Origin of the sequence: Flavobacterium enshiense DK69, assembly GCF_000498495.1 — a bacterium.
GTDB classification, from domain to species: domain Bacteria; phylum Bacteroidota; class Bacteroidia; order Flavobacteriales; family Flavobacteriaceae; genus Flavobacterium; species Flavobacterium enshiense.
This window is the reverse complement of the sequence record NZ_AVCS01000006.1, coordinates 239836-260936: the sequence shown is the minus strand read 5'-3', so window position 1 is coordinate 260936 and position 21101 is coordinate 239836. Positions and strand designations below refer to the sequence as shown.

Below are 21101 nucleotides of genomic sequence, written 5' to 3'. Positions count from 1 at the left end.
CGTAAAAAAATTTATTTCTTAAGAATTCCCTTCTCCACACTTTTATTAATCAAATCCTCGGCATATTCCCAAATTGTTGCTGAACCGTCTTTAATTGCTTTTTTCTTGTCATACACTTTTTGATAAGGCACATTAAATTCCGCCCATGTCCCACCATTATTGGAGACGTTTTGAAGCAAGGGTTCAAACCTGTCCATTGATTTTGCAAATTTTGCCTCATCTGTAATACCCTCTTCAAATTCCTGCCAAATTGCTATAAATTCTTCTGCCTGTTCTTTTGGTAAAAGTCCAAATATTCGTTTCGCTGCAATAAGCTCCTCGTCGGTATTTGTGTGATTTTTTTGTGTGTCATAAATAAAAGTATCACCGGCATCAATTTCAACAATATCATGCATTAAAACCATTTTCAAAACTTTGAGAACATCTATTGGTTTATCCGAATGTTCTGCTAATACAATCGTCATCATTGCTAAATGCCAACTGTGTTCTGCGTCATTTTCGTGCCTGTCACTGTTGAACAATTTAGTTTTACGTTGAATGTATTTTAGCTTGTCAATCTCTTTTATGAAAGCTACTTGTTTTAATAAATTTTCAGTCTGCATAGTCCAATAATTTTCAAGAGAATTCTACTGTTTAAGTGAGGTCCGTTAAAATTGCCGGTAATAAACACCACCTAATTTAATACCTGACAGATTTTCATTTTTTATTTTGGAACAAACTCAGTAAAAGACTTTCCATCGAATTTACATACACCATTTTCGTCTGTTCCAAACCAAAGGTCGCCTTTTTTATCTTTATAAATCGTGTTTACGGCATTACTGGTCAATCCATCTTTTGTGGTATAATTAGTTAAGTCATTTCCATTATATCTCCAAACACCGGCATCAACGGTTCCAATCCAAAGGTTTCCATTGCGGTCTTCGTTTATTGAATAAATACGAGCCAAGGTACCTAAACCTGCTTTACCTGAAGTCCTAAATTCTTTATTACCAAGTTCCTTTTCTTCTGTAAAATTGACTAACGATTTGCCGTCATATCGAAATAGACCAGCACCATTATTTCCAAACCAAATATTTCCTTTGCTATCTTCAAACAAACTAAGTACTGCCGGACCACTCAGACCTTTTTCAGTAAACCACGTGAACGATTTGCCATCATATCGACAAACCCCTTTAGCCTGAGTGCCAAACCAAAGATTTCCTTTTTTATCTTTCAGAATAGAATACACCGCATAGGGACTGAGGTTGAAGGGAGAATTTTGCGGATTTCCAGATTTACGATCTGTCTCAGCCAAAGGCAAATATTTAAGTAAATTGTTGCTATAGCGAAAAACTCCACCACCGGCATAGAACCATAGGTCGTCAGATTCTATCTTCCAATTATTAACAGAGCTATTATTTAAATGATTAATAATCGTGGTACAAATTTGTCCATCAAAACGGCTGACGCGGAACAAACCTGTGCCAAACCAAATGTTTCCGAATTTGTCTTCTTGAATACTTTGAACTTGATTATTAGACAGCCCGTCTTTCTCAGTAAGTTGTATCAATGTTGTACCATCGTAGCGAAATACCCCAGCTCCATTTGTACCAAACCAATAATTGCCATTTTTATCCTGAAAGATACTCCGAATGTTTTTGTCGATTTCGGTTGCTGTATTAGTTTGGAATTTGTTGATACTCTTAACGGCTTCCATATCAGTTGTATTACTGATACTATTTTCAGGCTTGTTTTGCCCCTTGCAAGAAGAAAAATATATGCTAATAAGTAATAAAAGGAATTTCATCATTTGTTTTACTATTTTCTCTTGATTTGCCATATTGTTTATATTAAAGGAGCTGTTGTCTTAGATTTGTCACTATCAATCAAATATAAGCGTTTACAAATAAAAAAACCCAATCTTTCGACTGGGTTACTTTTTATTAATTAAGTTCTTTCATTTTGAAAGACTCCATAAACTTAGTGGTATAATTTCCGGCAACATAATCCGGCTCATCCATCAATTGTCTGTGGAATGGAATCGTAGTTTTGATACCTTCGATTACGAATTCATCCAAAGCGCGTTTCATTTTGTTGATTGCCTCTTCTCTGGTTTGCGCAGTTGTAATTAACTTCGCAATCATTGAATCGTAATTTGATGGGATTGTGTACCCTGCATAAACGTGAGTATCCAAACGAACCCCGTGTCCTCCCGGTGCGTGCAAAACGGTAATTTTACCCGGAGACGGACGGAAATCATTATAAGGATCTTCCGCGTTGATACGACATTCGATAGAATGCAATTGCGGCAAGTAGTTTTTACCTGAAATAGGCACACCTGCTGCAACCATAATCTGCTCACGGATCAAGTCATAATCTATAACTTGCTCAGTGATTGGGTGCTCAACCTGAATACGCGTGTTCATTTCCATGAAGTAGAAGTTTCTGTGTTTGTCCACTAAGAACTCAACAGTACCTGCTCCTTCATATTTGATGTATTCCGCAGCTTTAACTGCAGCATCACCCATTTTTTCACGTAATTCGTCTGTCATGAACGGAGAAGGTGTTTCTTCCGTTAATTTTTGGTGACGACGTTGTACCGAACAGTCTCTTTCAGAAAGGTGACATGCTTTTCCGTACGAATCCCCTACCACCTGAATCTCGATGTGACGAGGCTCCTCGATAAGTTTTTCCATGTACATACCGTCGTTACCGAAGGCTGCAGCAGCCTCCATACGTGCACTTTCCCAAGCTTTTTCAAGCTCTTCTTCTTTCCAGATAGCACGCATTCCTTTACCACCACCACCGGCAGTAGCTTTCATCATCACTGGATATCCGATTTCTTTAGCTACTTTTTTAGCTTGATTGAAATCTTCAAGGATACCGTCAGAACCCGGTACACAAGGAACACCAGCTGCTTTCATGGTAGCTTTAGCCGTAGCCTTGTCTCCCATTTTATCAATCATCTCAGGGGATGCTCCAATAAATTTGATATTGTGCTCCTGACAGATTCTGGAGAATTTAGCATTCTCAGAAAGGAAACCGTAACCTGGGTGAATTGCGTCTGCATTAGTAATTTCTGCAGCTGCAATGATATTTGACATCTTTAAATAGGAAAGATTACTTGGCGCAGGTCCGATACATACCGCTTCATCGGCAAACTTAACGTGCAAGCTTTCCGCATCAACTGTAGAATAAACCGCAACCGTTTTAATTCCCATTTCTCTACAGGTTCTGATAACACGAAGTGCAATCTCTCCCCTGTTTGCGATTAATATTTTTTTAAACATCTTTTTAAATTAGAAAATTAGACAATTCAGATTTTTGGATAATTAGACCATCAGATCTCTAAGAAATCTAACAATCTAACAATCTAATGATCTAAGAATTAAGATGGGTCAACTAAGAATAATGGCTGATCGAATTCTACCGGAGAAGCGTCATCCACTAAAACTTTAACGATTTTACCGGAAACTTCTGCTTCGATTTCGTTGAATAATTTCATTGCTTCGATAACACAAACTACATCTCCTTTAGAAATTGTACTACCTACCTCAACGAACGTTGGTTTGTCCGGAGATGGTTTTCTATAGAAAGTACCGATCATTGGCGATTTGATAGTAATGTATTTTGAATCTTCTGCTGCTGCAGAAGGTGTTGCCGGTGCTGCTGGTGCTGCTGCAAGTGGCGCCGCTGCTACAGGAGCCGCTACTGGCATCGCCTGCATAGGCATTTGCTGAATATAAGTTGTTTCAGCTCCTCCAGCTTCAGTTGTTTTAATGGTGATTTTGAAATCATCCATTTCTAATTTTACTTCTGTAGCACCTGATTTTGCTACAAATTTGATTAGGTTTTGAATTTCTCTGATATCCATACTATTCTAAATTTGGTTTTGTTTGTTTATTGTTTGTTATATGCCCATTTTAGGTAAACAGCTCCCCATGTGAAACCGCCCCCAAAGGCTGCAAAAATAATATTATCTCCTTTTTTAAGCTGACTCTCAAAATCACTCAACAACAATGGCAATGTTGCTGATGTAGTATTTCCGTAACGATGAATGTTAACCAGTACTTTTTCTTCGTCCAGCCCCATACGGTTTGCTGTTGCATCAATAATACGTTTGTTGGCCTGGTGTGCCACTAACCAATTCACATCCTCTTTGGTCAGATTATTGCGCTGCATAATTTTGTCGCTTACGTCCGCCATTCCGGAAACTGCATATTTAAATACCGTTTTCCCGTCCTGGAACACATAATGCTGTCTGTTTTTAACCGTTTCTTCAGAAGCCGGTAAAATAGAACCTCCTGCATCGATTTTAAGGAATTCCCTTCCGATACCGTCACTTCTCAAGAACTCATCTTGGAAACCTAAACCTTCATTATTAGGTTCAAACAATACAGCCCCAGCGCCATCTCCAAAGATGATGCAAGTTGCTCTGTCGGTATAATCGATAATGGAAGACATTTTGTCGGCGCCAATCAAAAGAACTTTTTTGTAACGTCCTGATTCGATGTAGGCTGAAGCGGTAGACATTCCGTAAAGGAAACTTGAACATGCTGCATGAAGATCGTAGGCAAACGCGTTTACGGCCCCGATTTGAGTGGCAACATACACTCCTGTAGCGGCAACCGGCATATCTGGTGTTGCGGTGGCCATGATTAACATATCGATTTCTTTAGGATCAATTCCTGATTTCTCGATTAAGTTTTGTGCTGCTTTTATCGCCATGAAAGAAGTTCCCTTCCCTTCTTCTTTTAGCATTCTTCTTTCTTTGATACCGGTACGGGTGGTAATCCACTCGTCGTTGGTATCTACCATGGTTTCCAATACTTGGTTTGATAAAACGAAGTCTGGAACATAGGCACCCACTGCTGTTATAGCGGCTGTTATTTTATTCATAAAAGTTGTATTTTTCTTCCTGAAAAATGTGATTTCAAAAAGTGGTGGAAATTACAAAAAAAATCCCAAACCAATATTCTTTTATCCCTACTTAATTTACTTTCAATAGGTTTACAAAAAAAAACTCCCACACTGTGAGAGTTTTCTCTATACGTTTTCGGATTATGCCTCCGCTACTTGTTTGTCAATAACAACTTGACCTCTGTAGTACATTTTACCTTCATGCCAGTAAGCTCTGTGGTATAAATGCGCCTCTCCTGTTACAGGACATGTTGCAATTTGAGGAGCTGTCGCTTTATAGTGCGTTCTTCTCTTATCTCTTCTTGTTTTCGAGGTTTTTCTCTTAGGATGTGCCATCTTACTATATTATTTATCCGTTAATAGTTGTTTTAATTTATCCCAACGGGGATCATTATTTTCTTCTTCTTTTTTATGCTGCTCTTTCGGAGCCAGTTCATTCAGTTTTTCAATCGCTTCGGTTTTTAGTGTCCCGTCTTTCACACCCGGATGGATGCGCTTTGAAGGAACAGAAAGCACAATCATCTCATAGATATACTGTGCCACATCGACCTGAAATTCACCATGAGGTAAAATCAGCAATTCATCGTTCTCATTATTGAAGGCATCACCAAATTTTACAATTAAATTCAGCTTTCCTTTGATTGGCAGATCGAATTCCTCGCCGGTTAAATCACAAGGCACATTAATCGTCCCCTTGTGTTTAAACGCAAGCTCAAGCATAGTGCTTTTCTTGTCCAAAACCAAATCCACCTTGATATTGACATCATTGAATTCGTCAAATTCAAAGCTCTCAAAGAACTCCTTACCTATTTGATAACCAAACTGATGTTTCCCCAACTTCAATCCCACAAAAGGAATTAAAAAATCTTTCTGAATATTCATACCAACAGTTTTGAGCGTGCAAAGATATAAAATTATTGTAAATTCAAACGAGTTGTAAACATTTTTTTGTTTATAACTGTTTTTGCTTTGTTTTTAAGGGGTTTTTAATCAACTCATTGTATTCGTTACGGTTATGAAACACGTCTAAAGCCAAATAAACCGCCTCCTTAAACGAATTGAAATCTGCCACACCTTTTCCTGCTATTTCGTAAGCCGTTCCATGATCAGGCGATGTACGTATTTTATTCAATCCCGCCGTATAATTCACCCCTTTTCCAAAAGACAATGTCTTAAACGGAATCAAGCCCTGATCGTGATAAGCGGCAATCACGGCATCAAATTTCTCATATTGACCTGAGCCAAAGAAACTGTCCGCCGAATACGGCCCTAAAACCATAATTCCTTCGTCAAAAAGTTTTTGCAGTGCCGGCCTGATTACCTCATCATCTTCCTTACCTATTACACCATGATCACCACAGTGTGGATTCAACCCCAATACTGCGATTTTCGGCTTTGTGATTCCAAAATCTTGAATAAGCGTTCTATTAATAGTCTCCAACTTGGTTCTGATCAACGCTTCCGTTAAATGAGCAGAAACCTCATTTACCGGCACATGGTCTGTTAAAAGTCCGACACGCAAATTATCCTGAACCATCAACATTAATGCATCGCCTTCCAATTCCTGATTCAGGTAATCGGTATGGCCCGGAAAATGAAATTCTTCCGACTGTATATTATACTTATTAATAGGAGCCGTTACCAAAACATCTATCAATCCGTCTTTCAATGCCTGGGTAGCGGTTGTAAACGACTTAATCGCATACTTGCCTACATTTTCATCATTCTCTCCGAATTGCAGGTTCACCCCCTCTCGCCATACATTAAGTACATTGATTTTACCAAACACCAATTGCTCCAGCTTATCTATCCCATGCAGATTAGATTCTAAATTCAATGTTCTTTTAAGAAAAGAAAGAATTTTCACATTCCCAAAAATAACCGGCGTACAAAGCTCAAGCATACGAGTATCTTCGAAGGTTTTCAAAATCACTTCACTCCCGATACCATTTAAATCTCCGATGGAAATCCCTACAATTATATTTTCTGCTCTTTTAACCATGCTGACTAGTTATTTATTCCTAATTTTGGACATGCAAATTTAACAAAATTAATAGTTATGTTTACAGGAATTATCGAAACTCTTGGAACGATTCAGGATATTCAGAAAGAAAACAACAATATTCACGTTACGGTAAGTTCTTCAATCACCGGAGAATTGAAAATAGACCAAAGCGTGGCTCATAACGGCATCTGCTTAACCGTAGTTAACATAAGCCACGATACATATACCGTTACTGCCATCAAAGAAACCATAGACAAAACAAATTTAGGGGATTGGAAAGTAGGCGATTCCGTTAATATAGAACGCGCCATGAAACTAGGTGATCGCCTGGATGGCCATATTGTTCAGGGACATGTCGATCAGACCGGCATCTGCAAAAACATCGAAAATGCCGGCGGAAGCATTTATTTCACCTTTGAATACGACAGCAGCAAAAACAACATAACCATCGAAAAAGGATCCATAACCATAAATGGTGTCAGCCTAACGGTTGTAAATTCAAAGAAAAATGAATTCAGCGTAGCAATTATACCATACACTTTAGAACACACCAATTTTAAAAACTTTGAAATTGGCACAAAAATCAATCTGGAGTTTGATGTTATTGGGAAATATGTCGCCCGTTTACAGGAACTCAAAAATTAAAACCATAAAAAAAGCTTCAAATCACTTTGAAGCTTTTTTTGTACGAATATTTTTAAAGTAATAAAATGCTAATCCTAATGCCCCCACTAACAGAACAGCAACACCTGTATCTACAGGCATTCCTGGCGGTGGTGATGGCGGTGGAGGAGTAGGGGGCGCATCCTCAGCAAAAACCATCGGAGTATTTAAAAATACTACCGCACTCATTAATAATTTTTGTAGGTTATTTTTCATGGGTGTAAAAATATTAAAATTAACTTCCCGGCAAAAAGAAATTTCCTATTTTATCAAAATTTAATATTTTAATAAAAAAACTTCCGAATAATCATTCCCTGACACATACTATCAACCACATATATGTTAGCGTTGCGACGAAAGTAAAAATATTTTTCTACAAAACAATAATTTTTATCAAAAATATTGACTTTTGTGATATTCTTAAATATTCGTCATTAAACAAAAAAGACCTTCTATAATGAAGGTCTTGATTTTATTAGTGGTCCCACCTGGGCTCGAACCAGGGACCACCTGATTATGAGTCAATGAAAATAGTTTTTCATTTAAGACATTCAATTAACAAACTACGACAGAACCTAGGCTTTTCTAATTCTAAACATTACTTTTATTATCATCAATTTTCACAATGCCAACAAAAATGTTTGACCTATGTTTGACCTAAATATTTCTTAGAACCTTTACTAGGCTGATAAAATATCCTCTAATACAGATGCAAATATATCCTTTTTTTCACATACAATAAAAGCCTCTTCAACCTTAATTTCACTTCCATCCTTTTCTAACTTGTTTTCGGGGTAATCTAAAGGATTGTCTTTAATGATATCTTAACGTATACTCGCTCATTCCATCATAAATACGGGCTATTTGACGTTGAACCCTACTTTCCTCATAGCAATATGTTAACTCCCTCCCTTCTAACTTATTGATTTCTCCAGGATAGAGAAAAAGCACATCTGAACCATCTCTAAGATCTTTAAAGACCAAATCAGCATCCGAATACGTAATATTAAGATCGTTTACTAAATTATCAACAATGCTTTTCTTTCCTAGTTTTTTCCCCTTTGAAAACATTGAGTTTAGAGCCTTTCCGTACTTTAAGAGCTTAATTTCGGCCTGATAAATTCTAATCTGATAAGGTTTTCTATATTCAACATACTGAGCTTTAACCTCCTCAATTATACCCCGCACATACTCTTTCCCTGCAACATCGCTCTCTAACATCTTAACCTTATCAACAATCTTTTGTTCAATAGGATATGTACCATAACAAACTTCGTATTCCCTACCAAAAATCACTTTTTTCATACCGTATCTTTTTAATGGATAAGGCGGACACTCCTCCCGTTCCAGTTCTTCCTGTTCTTTGTTACGCCATAAAATTGATCTTTTTTCCTTTTCTAGATAATCTTTCAAAATCTGTTTAAGTTCAGGATCTCTCAGAACTAAAATCCCTACCTTTTCTTCAAACTTAGCTTTCTTATCTTTTTTTTTGAGATTGTAATCTTTAAACACTAAAAACACTGTCACCACTATGGCTCCAATACCAATTACTTCAAGTAAATCCATCGCCATTTTTTTTATAAAATTACCTTTAACTTTTATATTGCTGAAGTTGAAACTTTCTAATAGTTTCCAAACAATTCACTTATTTGAAGCTCTGTGTTACAGGCAACCACTGTTTTATAGTCCTTAGGCTGCTTGTTTGCACTTAAGTTCTTCCGCCAGAAGCTCCAGTTAGTACTTTAATTCGATGATTCTTGTAAATATTCTTTCATACTCTTCTTGACTGATAGCTAACACTCCTTAATTAGCGCCTGTTTCTAAGGTGATGCCCTTAGCTTCGGATAGTTTATCGTTGACTTTGCCTACCCTCTCTTGGATTAACCTGTTCCCGGCTTTGGTTGTAAATGATTGTTATTTCTTGTTGATTGATTTGAGAATCCTTCTGCCTTTAATGTAGTTGGAGGTATACCACACCACAACTGCAAGGCTTGAAATAGTATTCCATACTTGATTCTCGGAATAGGCAAATATGGTGTAGCCGAAAACTATCGCACCAAATACCGTAAATGCCTTCGTCCATAAAGGGAATACGGATGTAACCATCCATATACAGTACAATACTGCCACGATGCAGTACAGTGCGAAGCTGATTGTAGATAATGTTTCCATGATCTTGATGTTTTATTAGAATTTGCGTCCAAGGACTTTGCGCTTTGCATCCTGTATGCGCTGCATCACATCGTTCTCCTTGGCCTTAATGCCCTCGGATGCATGAGCGATAGAAGAACGTGAAGCCATGTGTTCAGTCCTGCATTTGCTATTCCCACAATGGTGACAAGAATAGCTGTTGGAATACTGTTTTCTTGGTATGCCTCTACAGCCCAGTGTAGTATTAGGGCTGTACCACATGCTCCAAATAGGAGTATTACTGCTATAGTGGTTTCATAAGTTCCATCTTACTTACATCTTATAAAGTACCAAGGTGCATGGTCTTCTAATGGTTGCTTTGAATCGCAGTCAATAGGCACGTTGTGAGTCTCAACCATGATTTCACCTGAGGGGTGTAGGTAGGCATACTCAGCATCACAGTTACAATCATCTTTCTCACAGGATAGCATAGCTAGCATAGTGAGAGCTAGTAATAATCTCTTCATGATTTCTAGGTATTACTTACACTTTATAAAGAACATAGCCTCTGGATATGTTGGCTTTAATGGTTTCCCTGTTTCACAGTCAATAGGTGTGTCAGGGATAACAACAGGGTCTTCAAATGGCTCGTACATAGCGTCACATTTACAGCCATCATCGTTGTTGCTACAAGATAACAGAGTTAATGCAGCGAGTAATAATAGTAGCTTTTTCATGGCTCTGTTATTTGATGTGATCGGTGTCGTAGTATGCTCTGTTATGTCTCTTTAGCTCTTCCTCTGTAATGTGTGTCTCACTGAGAAGCTTAACTTCTACCTCTCCAAGTCTTTTAGCATACACTGCAAGTCTCTCAGGTCTTTTGAAGTATAGGTCATCTTTAGCAAAGTCGTCACAATAAACTACTGCCCCTACGGACTTAGTTGAATCCATGAGTAAAAGTGTTGGTTTTCTATCCATTTTTCTTAATAGTTAAATGTTACACTTATGAATAATTGCACTTATGATGCTCTAGTGCTATGAGTCCTGCAATCTTGCTATTGAAGGTCTCAACTTCGTTGAATGATATCTCACGATGAAAGTCTAACACTACCTCTTTTCTATCCGTTGAGAGTACATCTACGCTCACTTTAAAGGGATTAAGAGGGCTGCTCATTTTTCCTACTGTCTCTGTTGCTTTCATTATCGCTGGGAGTGGATAGAAGAAAGGCACTTCATAAACTAGTTTCATAACTACTGTTTATTTGGTTCCGGAAAATGGATTGTGATAGTATGGTCTTCTGAATCTACTTTAAGACTCCACTTTTGCATTGTGATATCAGGTTATCTGTATCTGGTCTTAGCTTGCGTGAAGTCCAAAAGTATATCAGTAATAGGGTCATAGTCTACGTGTCTCTGTGCAAATGCATCAATGAACTCTTGTGTGGCCTGGTGAGACAAAGCTACCTCTTGAGGCTGAAGGAATCACAACTTCTCCTTGAAGGCAATCCCCCTTAAAGAGTAGTTCTGTTTACCTCCATTAGGATTTGGAATGCTTGTCTTATAAACTGCTCTTCATCGCGATGCATCACTCTTTATGTCAACTTAACTGCGTAAACTTAGCATGATAAATAAGACTCTGTACAAACTTACCCATTTCATAGGCTATAGCCATAGGGTCTTCATGACAATGGTCACTGTAATTGATAGTGACCTTAGCCATAAGAGAACTTATAGGATCAATATCAACTCTAATATTCGGAAATATTCTCTCTAACTTCTCAACAGGGAACTCTCCATAAACGAGAGTGTTGTGCATGAATTTGATTATTACGGTTCTCATGGCTACGGTGTATTAGATTCATCTTTATCTTCATACTTAGCTTTGAACTCTGCTATTCTGGCATTACAAGTTGCTCTTGTCGCTGCACTTTTTAGCGCTCTCAATTCTCTATGCTTTAGTAAGCAAAGGTTTTTTTTTTGGTCTTTGCTACTATCAACTCTGGCTTAGGGCTTTGCCAAAGCTTTGGTTCAATATGTACATCCGTAGATGATTCATCAAAGATATCTTGTTTACACTTAAGTGCTTTGTTAATACTTTAAACAACATGAAAAACTATTAACAAAGATACTTTTATAAAAAGCTAAAAAGGGAGTGTTGCAAATTTGCAGAAAACTTAAACTCAAAGTTACCAATCAATAGGATCATAGTAATTCCAGTGAACCCTCACATTCTCCAATAAGACTTTGCGTATTTCATCCCGGTATCCGGCAATAATATAATTATCAGCGTAAGTCTCATCCATGATCTTGTAAAACTCCGATTTTATCCGAGATATATGTGTGTAGATGGCTTTAGTTTCTAAGTTTACAATATTCTCTATACTTTTAAGTGTTTTGGAATAATCCTCATGATTCGAAACCTGAGTGTAAATAGTCAATAACTCTTTTTGGTGTTTTGACAATTCTTTGAGATTTATTCCTTCAGGATGCTTGAGGAAAAGCAAATAGATGGCTTTAGTCAAAAAACTAAGCTTGATTTCCTTATCGAGGGCTAAAAGGAAGATTCGATTTTCTGTATCTATCAAAAGATCGCACACAAAACTTTTATTGCATGAGATACCTTGACGCAGATGATCCTCAAGTAGTTTTTTAATTATAGGCACAAGGACTAGTAGTTGCCCATTATCTTTTACGGCTTTAAGTTTTGAATCGAGTTCTTCAACTATAGCCGAGGATTCACTGTCTAATTTGTCAAAGTTAAATTCGTACCCGGAGAAAAACGAAGGCATATAATCTTCGTCTGACGGTTCTTCTAAAAATTGCTTTAAGACTTGTCCTGAAAACGCAGCAAGCTCTTCAAAGAAAAGGTTGTAATCAAAAGAATTATCCAATTCGGATATTTTGGGCTCTGCAAGATAACCGCTTCCTGTAAAAATAAGGAATCCAGACGCACAGGTTTCCTGATAGTCAACATGATCAAGAATAGTTTTGTAGTTCGAAAAAAATGCATTTGAAACACCGTCATTTTCTCCCTCTCCAAGTTTATGAGCAATTGATAATTTACCGCTGCAATTTTTAATATTTCGATACTCTTGTATTACCTCATTTACTAAGTCTTTAGTCAAAAGAATGGGGAGGTAATAGCCTAAAAGCGTTTTTAAATCATCAATCACTAAAGATAAAGAATTGGGTAAATAGATAAAATTGCAACCTGCTACCGAAAAACGTTCCTTTAGTTTTAGAAAGTTATTATCTATGTAGTCCGTTATAGATGGATTCTGTTCTGATTCAAAGTAGAAAACATAGTTGCAAGGGATATTAAGTTTTATACTTAAATCATTTGCTCTGTTTAGAGATATCCTTTCTGCTGTTAAATATTTGAATGAATCCATTACGCTGCTTTACTAATAGTCAAAATTTTTAATAACTTCCAAACAATTCACTTATTTGAACTTCTGTATCAAATTTAGTGTTGTCTGAAAAGTATTCTTTATTATAACCAATAAAAGTCTCTTTACTAAAAATGTGTCCATATGGATCAAGTGTATGGATACAAAACCTAATAGATCGTATTCTGGAAGTAGACATTTTTTCAATTTCTAGTTGGGTTAAATAGTAAAGCGAGGTAGACTTATTGTTTGCCTTGTCTCTAATTTTTCTGTCCTGGCATTTTATAATAGTTCCGTTCATTAAATAAATTAGTAAATCACCCCCAACATGGTCGTTCATATAATCCATAATTTTAATCGATAACATTCCTTTACCATCTTTCCCTTTAGCTATAAGTATTTCAGGGGCTATACTTGATGGGCATTCACAACCAAATGTCCAAGTATCGGTTGCAGAATATGTTTTTTCCCCCACCATTAACATCTGCTGCCCATGAATTATAGTTGAAGACAACAGTATAAAATAAAACAGTTTTTTCATAAGTTTTTTAAATAAAGTTGTTGATTTTATTGCTATTACCAGTACTGTAATTTAAACAGTTTTAAGCAGACTTACCTGATAAAAACAACGACTTTCTACGAAATATTCATAATTTCCGTTTAACGGTTTCAAATTAAGATCATTCAGAAAGTCGTTTGTATTTTGCTTACTTAAAGTTTAGTAGTTTGCCAAATTGTGGCACTTAGAGGGGAAGAAAGTTGTGTGGGTTTAAGATTCTTTAGAAGGAAGTCTAGTTAAATAACGCTATTAATATAAGCATTCAAAAAAGCCACATAGTCTTTAAGGGTGAAAAACAGGACGTTTAGTCAATGTTGCGCTTTCAAAAACTTCCGTATTCTAATGCGAAACTGTAGAATCCGGTTTTACAAATGATGAGATGATCTAACAATTTTAAGGACAATAAATCAGCACCTTCCTTAATCTTTTTAGTCAAATCTATATCATTAATGCTAGGCTTAAGGTTGCTGGAAGGATGGTTATGACAAATGATAATATTGGAAGCATTGCATTTCAAGGCTACACCAAATAATAATTTGCTGTCTACCACAGTTCCGGAAACGCCACCTTTCGACATTGAGTATACTCCCAAAACTTCATTTGCCATATTTAGCAAAAGTACTTTGAACTCTTCCTGAAGTTCTATGGTGTTCATATCCCAACTTTCCAATAGTACCTCATACGATGTTTGAGGACTAACAATCTTAGGCTTTGGCTGATTTCCAGTTTTATAAGAGACTTGGATTTCAGGAGCTTTAGTAAGTTTTCTCATTGCTTTAATATTTTTTAGTCATTATACAATAAAAGAGAACCATCCTAGAGGTTTATTCTAAGATGGTTCGAATGTCAACTAATGTGTCATTTCCCCATTAGTAGAAAACGATTTTGCGCCCTGTTCTTCACTCATAAAGCTTTCAATCGCATTAGTTCCTTTCTCTGTCGTTTGAGAAGTGACTACACTATCATCGAAATATTCATAACGATGTTGTAGACTAATGACCTCACCGGTTTCATTAATTGTGTACTCATACGGTTCGCAATTGACTTTTTCTACTCTTCCTGGTAGCTCTGTCCCAATTAGAGCTTTACAGGTTAATTCATCAAAGGTGGATAAGATAGTTGCTTTTCGTACTGTTAAATAGCACCTGTCTGTTGTTTGCGATTTTACCATTTCGATTCCACCCTGCAATTCCAACACGAAGAATTCTTTACCTCCTTCTGATTGTCTTTTCTGATAGTTTACAATTCTTACCATGACTTGATTGTTTTTGAGTTAAACTTTTCTTTGATAACTAAATTTTCAGAACAAGTTGATTACTCTGACATCTCTAAGTAATCTTTTGCTGCCAAGAATTTTTATTTATACAAATCCCACAGGAGGGGACTTATACATGTCAAGCATGGGTGGGGGTGTTGGCTAGAGGAGGTCTGCGTTTACATTATTGGGGTTTTAAAATTTTTTCCTGAAATTTTTTATAACTTGGCAATATGATTTTCAGAAAAAACACAGCTCTTTTATTATTCGTCATTTTCGTAATCTCAACGTCTCCTGTTTTAGCAGGTAGATGTACTGGTTCTTCAAATTGTAAAGCGTGTACTTCTTGCAGTTCATGTAAACATTGTAACAGAGACGGCGGAAGTTGTGGGGTTTGTGATGGAGGGTCTATGGGATTCGCCTCAGGTCATTCCAACTCGTCTGGAAACAAAGACACGAATTGGACACCATGGATAATAGTTGGTATTCTTGGAGGGTATATTTTGCTACAAAAATCGAAGAAGGATTAAGTATCTAAGGCATCAACATTAGCACAACGCCGTTAAGCCGTAGCATTCTCATTAATCCTTTCAATGATGCTGATTACCTTATGTGCATCACCATCATCAAATACACCAAGTAACCCTTGGTCATTTACGTCTGTAAATGGGGATTCAAATAACATACTTGGGTCTATAGTGCCATTTTGGGCCAGGTGAGATATGATCTTTTGTATAAAGGTCATTTGGTCTGCTCTTAAGTTTCCTTTTTGCAGAAAGTCAGAAAACGCTTCCTGAGCAGCTTTTAAATCCAACCCGACAATACTCCTGATAAAGAAGCCTAAAGGCTCTTTCCCAAACTCTTTTTCAAAATCTTCTTTAGTGCCTCTTCCATCACCGTCAAAAAGGATATCTTCCAAAAGTTTTAACTCCTGTACTGTAATGGGTTGATTAGAGTTTAATTTTGATATTGTCAGCTGATGTTTGTTCTCTCTGATAAAACTCTCCACTCTAAGTTTATAATTCTTTCCATAAGAAGACGTAAAATCAGGCTCCTTGATATCCGAAATATAACCTTCGTCTTGTAAGTCAGAGTAAAATATTTCTTTACTCTGCGATTCAAGATATTGTACCAACTCCCGCAACTCTTCCCTTACTGAGTCAAGTTTCATTTGAGACACTTCCTTGAAAAAATCTACCCGCTTGATATCTTCTATAATGTCTTTAGCACGCAATACTGCAGGAATAGTATACTTTTTACTTAAACCATTACAAATTTCAACTAGAGTTTCCTGATACTTAACCTTAAAACTATTTGCCATCAATGTAGCTATCTGAAGTTTTAGCATCATTAAGTCAAATCTTCTAGCCGCTTCATTTATCGATTCCGGTATTGGCAAATCGGAAAGGTGTTCTTCAATAATATGAACATCATTACTATCGATATTATTCCATCGATCTCTATGTTCAAATTCTGCTACATGCCTTAAGTTCATCCCTACCTGAAAACGGTTCTTGTCTAAATTCTTAATGGCATGATGTAAAATGTCTCGTAACCCTTTTGATAACGCCAGATCTTCTATTTCTCCTGTTTCTGCTAATAACCTGCTTAAATGTAATCTGTCCTCAAAGATCTGTTGAGTAACAGGTTTCGGCATTCTTGTTTCCTTACGCTCTTTTTTAAGTTCAAAAAACTCGAAGTTGCCACACACATCGAAAATTAAGAATTCTTCTTTAGGCTGATTTGGTCCGAAAACATCTTCACACAATCTGGTTCCTCTTCCAATCATCTGCCAAAACTTAGCATAGGAACGAACTACTTTAAAGAATACTAAGTTTAATATCCTGATAGCATCAATCCCTGTATCCATCATATCTACAGATACAGCAATTTGAGGATTGTTTTCTTTGTATTTATCGCAAAAAGCATCTATAAGACTCTGCGCATGAGAAACTTCATTATGAACCATAGCAATAAAGCCAGCAGGTTTATCAGGGTAACGCTCCGTAAAACAATCTACAATGAATTTGGCATGTTTTTGATTAACGGCAAAAATGATAGTTCTGCCTATTTTATCCCCACCTTCAATTTTTAGTCCATCTTTCATTAGGGAATCCAAAACTTTAAAAACGGTGTCTTTATTAAATAACCATTTATTCATGGCATTAGCCCTAATTTCTTCCGGAAAAAGGCCAGTAGTTTTATCAGCAAAGGTTTCTTCGTATTTCAACTTGTCTGCTTCCGACAGCTCTTTATACTTTATACCTTCTCGTATGAACTTGGTAGTAATATCAATGTTCTTATACGGTTTAAGATATACTGGGACTGCCTGATGCAGCTCATACAAGAATGTTGGGTCTTCGTTGCTACAACCAAAAAGCTCAAAAGTATTATGGTCTATACCATCTTTTGGAGTTGCTGTAAGTCCAATAATAGCGGCATCAAAATAATCGAAAATCGCTTTATATCTGTTGTAAACAGAACGGTGTGCTTCATCTACAATGATTAAATCAAAATGTCCTACTCCATAAAAACGTTCTTCTGCATTTCGAATATTATCGATTCTGTTCATCATACTTGGATAAGTACTGAACACTAACCTCGTGGTGTCGTTTTCTTTTTCTTCAGTTAAATCTATAGAAGACAAATCAGGTAGGTACTCGCTAAAGTTATTTTTAGCCTGTCTTACCAATGCGTTTCTGTCTGCTAAGAAAAGTACTCGTTTTACCCAGTTGTTCTTAAACAACACATCTACCATAGCGGCAGCCGTTCTTGTTTTACCACTACCTGTTGCCATAACCAACAAAGCTCTTCTTTTGTTGCCAACAATCCCGTTAGCGCCGTCGGTTACAAATGCTTCAGCCACACGTTGAATCGCTTCTTTTTGATAAGGTCTTCCCGCTATGTCAGTATTTATGTTTGCCAATCGCAAATCCTTGATGGTTGCTCTTTTTTGAATTAACCACTGTAATTCATCTTTGGCATAAAAACCATACACTCTTCTGGGTGAGCTGTAAAAGGTATCTTCCCAAATTTTAGTTTCAAAACCATTGGTATAGAATATTACAGGTCTTTGCCCGTGCATTTTTTCTATACAATTGGCATAAAGAAAAGCCTGATGTTTTCCAACCTCGACATCTTTGGAAGTACGCTTTGCTTCTATTATGGCTAATGGCTTACCGTTATCATCCCATAATACGTAATCTACAAATCCGTTCCCTTTTGGATTATCGGCAGTGATTGGCATTCCGGTAACCGGATATTCTAGGTCTCTATTTTTGATTAGCTTGAACCAGCCAGCCTCTTTCAGGTCGGCATCAATTAGATGCAATCTGGTTTCTGCTTCAGTATACTCTGATGTGAGCGTTTTAAGACGGGCTTGTTTCTGCTTTTTAAGTTTTAAAACAGCCTGTTGGGTTTGCTGTTTAAACGCTTCCAAGGAGGCTTCGCTTTCTTGTGCTTTTTCGAGAATGGCTTCCTTCTCCTCTTGCAGTTTGGCAATTTGTTCTAATAGCTGCTGGTATGCTTTTTCCTGTTCTTTTTGTTGTTCTTTAAGGAGCCTTTGTGTCTCTCCTAATTTTGGAATGAATTGTTCATCGAAAAAGCCTGGTAATGCCGGTAGCCCTATGCTGTAGTTTTGTGCAAACCACTTGGCAAAATCATAACTGTAACGGATACTGACTAAGGCATCTTGTGGTGTAATTCTATTTCCATAATGGGCTGCATTATTTCCTGTTTTACGAACAATATGCAATCCTTCTCTTAGTTGGTGTGGAATGATACTTTTAATTCCTTCATCATTCATCAGATTTACCAGTTCGGTATTAAAAGGTTTTTCGATATGCTCAAAATCAAAGATTAGATACATACTTTCCTCTAACATTAAACGACAGTAACTCGCACTAGAAACCGGTTCTGTATTTACCCTTTCTTCTGCTTTTTTCAGTTTGCTGTAGAGTGAATACCACTCTTGCTGAAGGAATTTAAAGTTGCTCATTGGCAATTAGTTGTCTATTTCAATTTTTTCAATAAATTGATTTCCCAAGCTGAAAGGTAATAATTTTTTGTGATGAAATCTGCCAATTATCATTGCCGGATGAGTATTGAATTGTTTTGCAAACCTCAAAATATCACTTTCCTTTAGAGGTCTATGTCTTAATACTTCTTGTTCTTCTTCCTTAGAGAAAGTCCACTTAATCGCAAAATCATCTGCTTCTTGTTCCTCAACTTTACTTTCTGCATCGTAATCCACTTTGTTTTCTAGAGCAATATGCTTTTTACCATGCATGATGATATGTGCCAATTCATGGAAAAATGTGAACCAAAAAATATCATTCTTAGCATATCTAGCTGACATTTGAACTAATGGTGTATCAGACAACCATCTTGTAGAACCATGTAAAGCAGCTCCTTTTAGACAAGGAGTGTAGACTACTTTGACACCTGCTTCCAAGCAAATTGACTGAAGATTTTTAAAAAAGCCTTCAGGGTGTTTTGCCATTAAGGATTTAATCTCCGGTAATTTGCTAAGCAATATTTTTTCATCATATGGCTGTGCCTCTAGTTCAGAAGCCTGGATTTCTCCTTGTCGCAACCAAGCTGCAACTGCATATGGTTTTTTTTCGTGTGCAAGTGTTAACCTGAAATTTACTTTTAATTTTTGTTTAAAGTAGTAATTATCAAAAGCTTCCTGAGAGCTTAATCTGAAAAATTTAAATAGGTTTTCAACTTTCTCTTCTAACTTTGATGTTGCTGCTACCCATCCTAATTTTGCCATTTCAGCATAAGGAAAATGCTTCGCCCATTCAAGGGATAAGTGTATAGATTCTTCTCTTTTTAGTCTTGCAACTGCTTCATCATATTGATTTTGTCGATTCAACCAAAAATGTGCCGGAATTCCTAAGACATCTTCAAAAAGAACTGCCATGTCAGATGTGATAGCACTTTCTCCCGAAAGCACATTACTGATTGTTTTCTCAGGTTTACCTGTTCTAACGGCAAATTCTTTTGAACCCATTTTTAGTTCTTCAAGTTTTGCGCCTAACGTTTTTCCAGGGTGAGAAACTGTTTGCGGAATGTATTGATTTGTTTTTGGTGCCATTTTATTTTTGTTTATGGTAATCTACCACCTCGATAATTTCAACACCTTTAATCTCAGTCCAAAGATATTGTCCATCATCGTTAGTTGGTATTGGGTCTTCATGTGGTTCAAAAATCAGTCTGTAAGGATGATCCAAATCACAAGCCCATTGTCCTTTTCTGTTTGATTTTAATTCATGAAAATTACCAGGCAAGTATTTTGTATCTTCTAGTGTTGTTACCGCTCTAAGGTCATCTAAACGTTGCTTGAATAAGTCTGCCCTATGCTTACCCATCTCTTTTTGAGCTAACCTGTCATTGTTTGCGTATTTCCCCAGCTTTTTATTATCAAAAGTAATATTCATTGCAAATGTAAATATTTTTATTAACAGAAAGTGTTAATAAAAATATATTTATTACGGCTTCTGTATTTTTTAACTATTTTTAAAACAGCGTTTAAGGCTTTTTCCTGACTACTCTTCTTCTGTATTTCTTTTACAATCGGAACACATATCATCACTACTCCACATAAAAGTGTCATACTGCCCACATCGTTTACAAGTATGTTCTTCTATATCTTTCTTTTTGTTTTCTTCTTCTTCCTTATTCCTTCTTTCCTTTCTTTCGCAATACCAACATAAATCATCAAATTCATTTTTTTCGCCACCACATCCAGGACATGTAACTGCTTCCTTATCCTCTTCCACATCACTTTGCATTCTGGATTCATCTGTAAAAGAACATTCCGGTCCATTTATTTGAACTGTATACTCGTAGCCTCTGTCACTAGTAAACGAACAGCTGCCATCGCTATCTAATTCCTCTGGACTGAAATGATCCTCGTCTAACCAGCCTCCATTTGGCCAATGGATTACTGTTAGTTCATTGTTTTCTACTTCTACATTTAAAGTATATGTACTTCTTGTGCCAGTATTGGGGTTATAGTACTCCACCTCTGCACAATAGGTATTATCTGCATAGCCATTACCATATGAAGTTTCTTCTACTGCTGAAACAAAAGACTCTGAATCATAACTTTCTTCTTTATTTTTCTTGCAAGATTGAATAAGTAAAATCAAAAAGAATAAGTAGAGTAGTTTTCTTTTCATAATTTAATATTTA

The 21101-nt window shown here is 36.7% G+C and carries 24 protein-coding genes; 2 read left to right on the top strand and 22 right to left on the bottom strand.

Going from position 1 to position 21101, the window contains the following annotated elements; genetic code table 11:
* Positions 1 to 11: 11 nt before the first annotated feature.
* From FEDK69T_RS03965 to pdxA, 8 genes are all read right to left on the bottom strand, one after another.
* Complete coding sequence (locus tag FEDK69T_RS03965; RefSeq protein ID WP_023572856.1) at positions 12 to 602, bottom strand: HD domain-containing protein; 591 nt, start codon at positions 600 to 602, stop codon at positions 12 to 14.
* A 101-nt stretch (positions 603 to 703) separates the two neighbouring features.
* The gene (locus tag FEDK69T_RS03960; protein ID WP_023572855.1) at positions 704 to 1819 is read right to left on the bottom strand and encodes a ligand-binding sensor domain-containing protein; all 1116 of its coding nucleotides are present in this window, start codon (positions 1817 to 1819) and stop codon (positions 704 to 706) included.
* Between the two features lie 103 nt (positions 1820 to 1922).
* Positions 1923 to 3269, bottom strand: coding sequence for an acetyl-CoA carboxylase biotin carboxylase subunit (accC, locus tag FEDK69T_RS03955; RefSeq protein ID WP_023572854.1), 1347 nt, complete (start codon positions 3267 to 3269; stop codon positions 1923 to 1925).
* Between the two features lie 98 nt (positions 3270 to 3367).
* Complete coding sequence (gene accB, locus FEDK69T_RS03950; protein WP_023572853.1) at positions 3368 to 3853, bottom strand: acetyl-CoA carboxylase biotin carboxyl carrier protein; 486 nt, start codon at positions 3851 to 3853, stop codon at positions 3368 to 3370.
* A gap of 26 nt (positions 3854 to 3879) precedes the next feature.
* Positions 3880 to 4878: a beta-ketoacyl-ACP synthase III gene (locus tag FEDK69T_RS03945; protein WP_023572852.1), complete on the bottom strand. Its 999-nt coding sequence runs from the start codon at positions 4876 to 4878 to the stop codon at positions 3880 to 3882.
* Between the two features lie 162 nt (positions 4879 to 5040).
* Positions 5041 to 5235 carry a 50S ribosomal protein L32 gene (rpmF, locus tag FEDK69T_RS03940; protein WP_023572851.1) on the bottom strand — a complete coding sequence of 65 codons (195 nt, stop codon included), beginning with the start codon at positions 5233 to 5235 and terminating at the stop codon, positions 5041 to 5043.
* 9 nt (positions 5236 to 5244) lie between these two features.
* Positions 5245 to 5781 (bottom strand): YceD family protein, encoded by a 537-nt coding sequence (locus FEDK69T_RS03935; protein ID WP_023572850.1) that lies wholly within the window; start codon positions 5779 to 5781, stop codon positions 5245 to 5247.
* Between the two features lie 70 nt (positions 5782 to 5851).
* Positions 5852 to 6901, bottom strand: coding sequence for a 4-hydroxythreonine-4-phosphate dehydrogenase PdxA (pdxA, locus tag FEDK69T_RS03930; RefSeq protein ID WP_023572849.1), 1050 nt, complete (start codon positions 6899 to 6901; stop codon positions 5852 to 5854).
* Positions 6902 to 6958: 57 nt separating this feature from the next.
* Between pdxA and FEDK69T_RS03925 the strand changes: the two genes are divergently transcribed.
* Entirely contained in the window at positions 6959 to 7549 is a 591-nt protein-coding gene (locus tag FEDK69T_RS03925) for a riboflavin synthase (protein WP_023572848.1), read from the top strand.
* Positions 7550 to 7570: 21 nt separating this feature from the next.
* On the opposite strand, the gene FEDK69T_RS03920 is transcribed toward FEDK69T_RS03925, so the two are convergent.
* The 10 genes from FEDK69T_RS03920 to FEDK69T_RS03875 all read right to left on the bottom strand — a co-directional run bounded on the left by FEDK69T_RS03920 (position 7571) and on the right by FEDK69T_RS03875 (position 14900).
* Positions 7571 to 7783, bottom strand: coding sequence for a hypothetical protein (locus FEDK69T_RS03920; RefSeq protein WP_035630743.1), 213 nt, complete (start codon positions 7781 to 7783; stop codon positions 7571 to 7573).
* A gap of 597 nt (positions 7784 to 8380) precedes the next feature.
* Positions 8381 to 9133, bottom strand: a complete 753-nt coding sequence (locus tag FEDK69T_RS03915) for a hypothetical protein (protein ID WP_023572846.1) — start codon at positions 9131 to 9133, stop codon at positions 8381 to 8383.
* 348 nt (positions 9134 to 9481) lie between these two features.
* On the bottom strand, positions 9482 to 9673 hold the full coding sequence (locus tag FEDK69T_RS15795; protein WP_162147239.1) for a hypothetical protein: 192 nt from the start codon (positions 9671 to 9673) through the stop codon (positions 9482 to 9484).
* 563 nt (positions 9674 to 10236) lie between these two features.
* A complete protein-coding gene (locus tag FEDK69T_RS15790; protein ID WP_131494764.1) occupies positions 10237 to 10434 on the bottom strand; it encodes a hypothetical protein in 198 nt (65 codons plus the stop codon).
* 7 nt (positions 10435 to 10441) lie between these two features.
* On the bottom strand, positions 10442 to 10675 hold the full coding sequence (locus tag FEDK69T_RS03905) for a hypothetical protein (RefSeq protein ID WP_035630740.1): 234 nt from the start codon (positions 10673 to 10675) through the stop codon (positions 10442 to 10444).
* Positions 10676 to 10700: 25 nt separating this feature from the next.
* Positions 10701 to 10946: a hypothetical protein gene (locus FEDK69T_RS03900; RefSeq protein ID WP_035630739.1), complete on the bottom strand. Its 246-nt coding sequence runs from the start codon at positions 10944 to 10946 to the stop codon at positions 10701 to 10703.
* Positions 10947 to 11883: 937 nt separating this feature from the next.
* Positions 11884 to 13089 carry a hypothetical protein gene (locus FEDK69T_RS15360; RefSeq protein WP_023572844.1) on the bottom strand — a complete coding sequence of 402 codons (1206 nt, stop codon included), beginning with the start codon at positions 13087 to 13089 and terminating at the stop codon, positions 11884 to 11886.
* A gap of 28 nt (positions 13090 to 13117) precedes the next feature.
* On the bottom strand, positions 13118 to 13627 hold the full coding sequence (locus FEDK69T_RS03885; RefSeq protein WP_023572843.1) for a hypothetical protein: 510 nt from the start codon (positions 13625 to 13627) through the stop codon (positions 13118 to 13120).
* 340 nt (positions 13628 to 13967) lie between these two features.
* Positions 13968 to 14417, bottom strand: a complete 450-nt coding sequence (locus tag FEDK69T_RS03880) for a JAB domain-containing protein (protein WP_023572842.1) — start codon at positions 14415 to 14417, stop codon at positions 13968 to 13970.
* Between the two features lie 78 nt (positions 14418 to 14495).
* Entirely contained in the window at positions 14496 to 14900 is a 405-nt protein-coding gene (locus FEDK69T_RS03875) for a hypothetical protein (protein ID WP_023572841.1), read from the bottom strand.
* A gap of 233 nt (positions 14901 to 15133) precedes the next feature.
* Here FEDK69T_RS03875 and FEDK69T_RS15645 point away from each other — a divergent pair, with 233 nt between their 5' ends.
* On the top strand, positions 15134 to 15430 hold the full coding sequence (locus FEDK69T_RS15645; protein WP_081711695.1) for a hypothetical protein: 297 nt from the start codon (positions 15134 to 15136) through the stop codon (positions 15428 to 15430).
* A 32-nt stretch (positions 15431 to 15462) separates the two neighbouring features.
* Here the strand turns inward: FEDK69T_RS15645 and FEDK69T_RS03870 are convergent, their stop codons facing one another.
* The 4 genes from FEDK69T_RS03870 to FEDK69T_RS15785 all read right to left on the bottom strand — a co-directional run bounded on the left by FEDK69T_RS03870 (position 15463) and on the right by FEDK69T_RS15785 (position 21088).
* Positions 15463 to 18897 (bottom strand): DEAD/DEAH box helicase family protein, encoded by a 3435-nt coding sequence (locus FEDK69T_RS03870; protein WP_023572839.1) that lies wholly within the window; start codon positions 18895 to 18897, stop codon positions 15463 to 15465.
* Between the two features lie 6 nt (positions 18898 to 18903).
* Positions 18904 to 20001, bottom strand: a complete 1098-nt coding sequence (locus tag FEDK69T_RS03865) for a HigA family addiction module antitoxin (protein ID WP_023572838.1) — start codon at positions 19999 to 20001, stop codon at positions 18904 to 18906.
* A gap of 1 nt (position 20002) precedes the next feature.
* Positions 20003 to 20344: a type II toxin-antitoxin system RelE/ParE family toxin gene (locus FEDK69T_RS03860; RefSeq protein WP_035630737.1), complete on the bottom strand. Its 342-nt coding sequence runs from the start codon at positions 20342 to 20344 to the stop codon at positions 20003 to 20005.
* A gap of 108 nt (positions 20345 to 20452) precedes the next feature.
* Positions 20453 to 21088, bottom strand: coding sequence for a hypothetical protein (locus FEDK69T_RS15785; protein WP_023572836.1), 636 nt, complete (start codon positions 21086 to 21088; stop codon positions 20453 to 20455).
* Between the last annotated feature and the right edge of the window lie 13 nt (positions 21089 to 21101).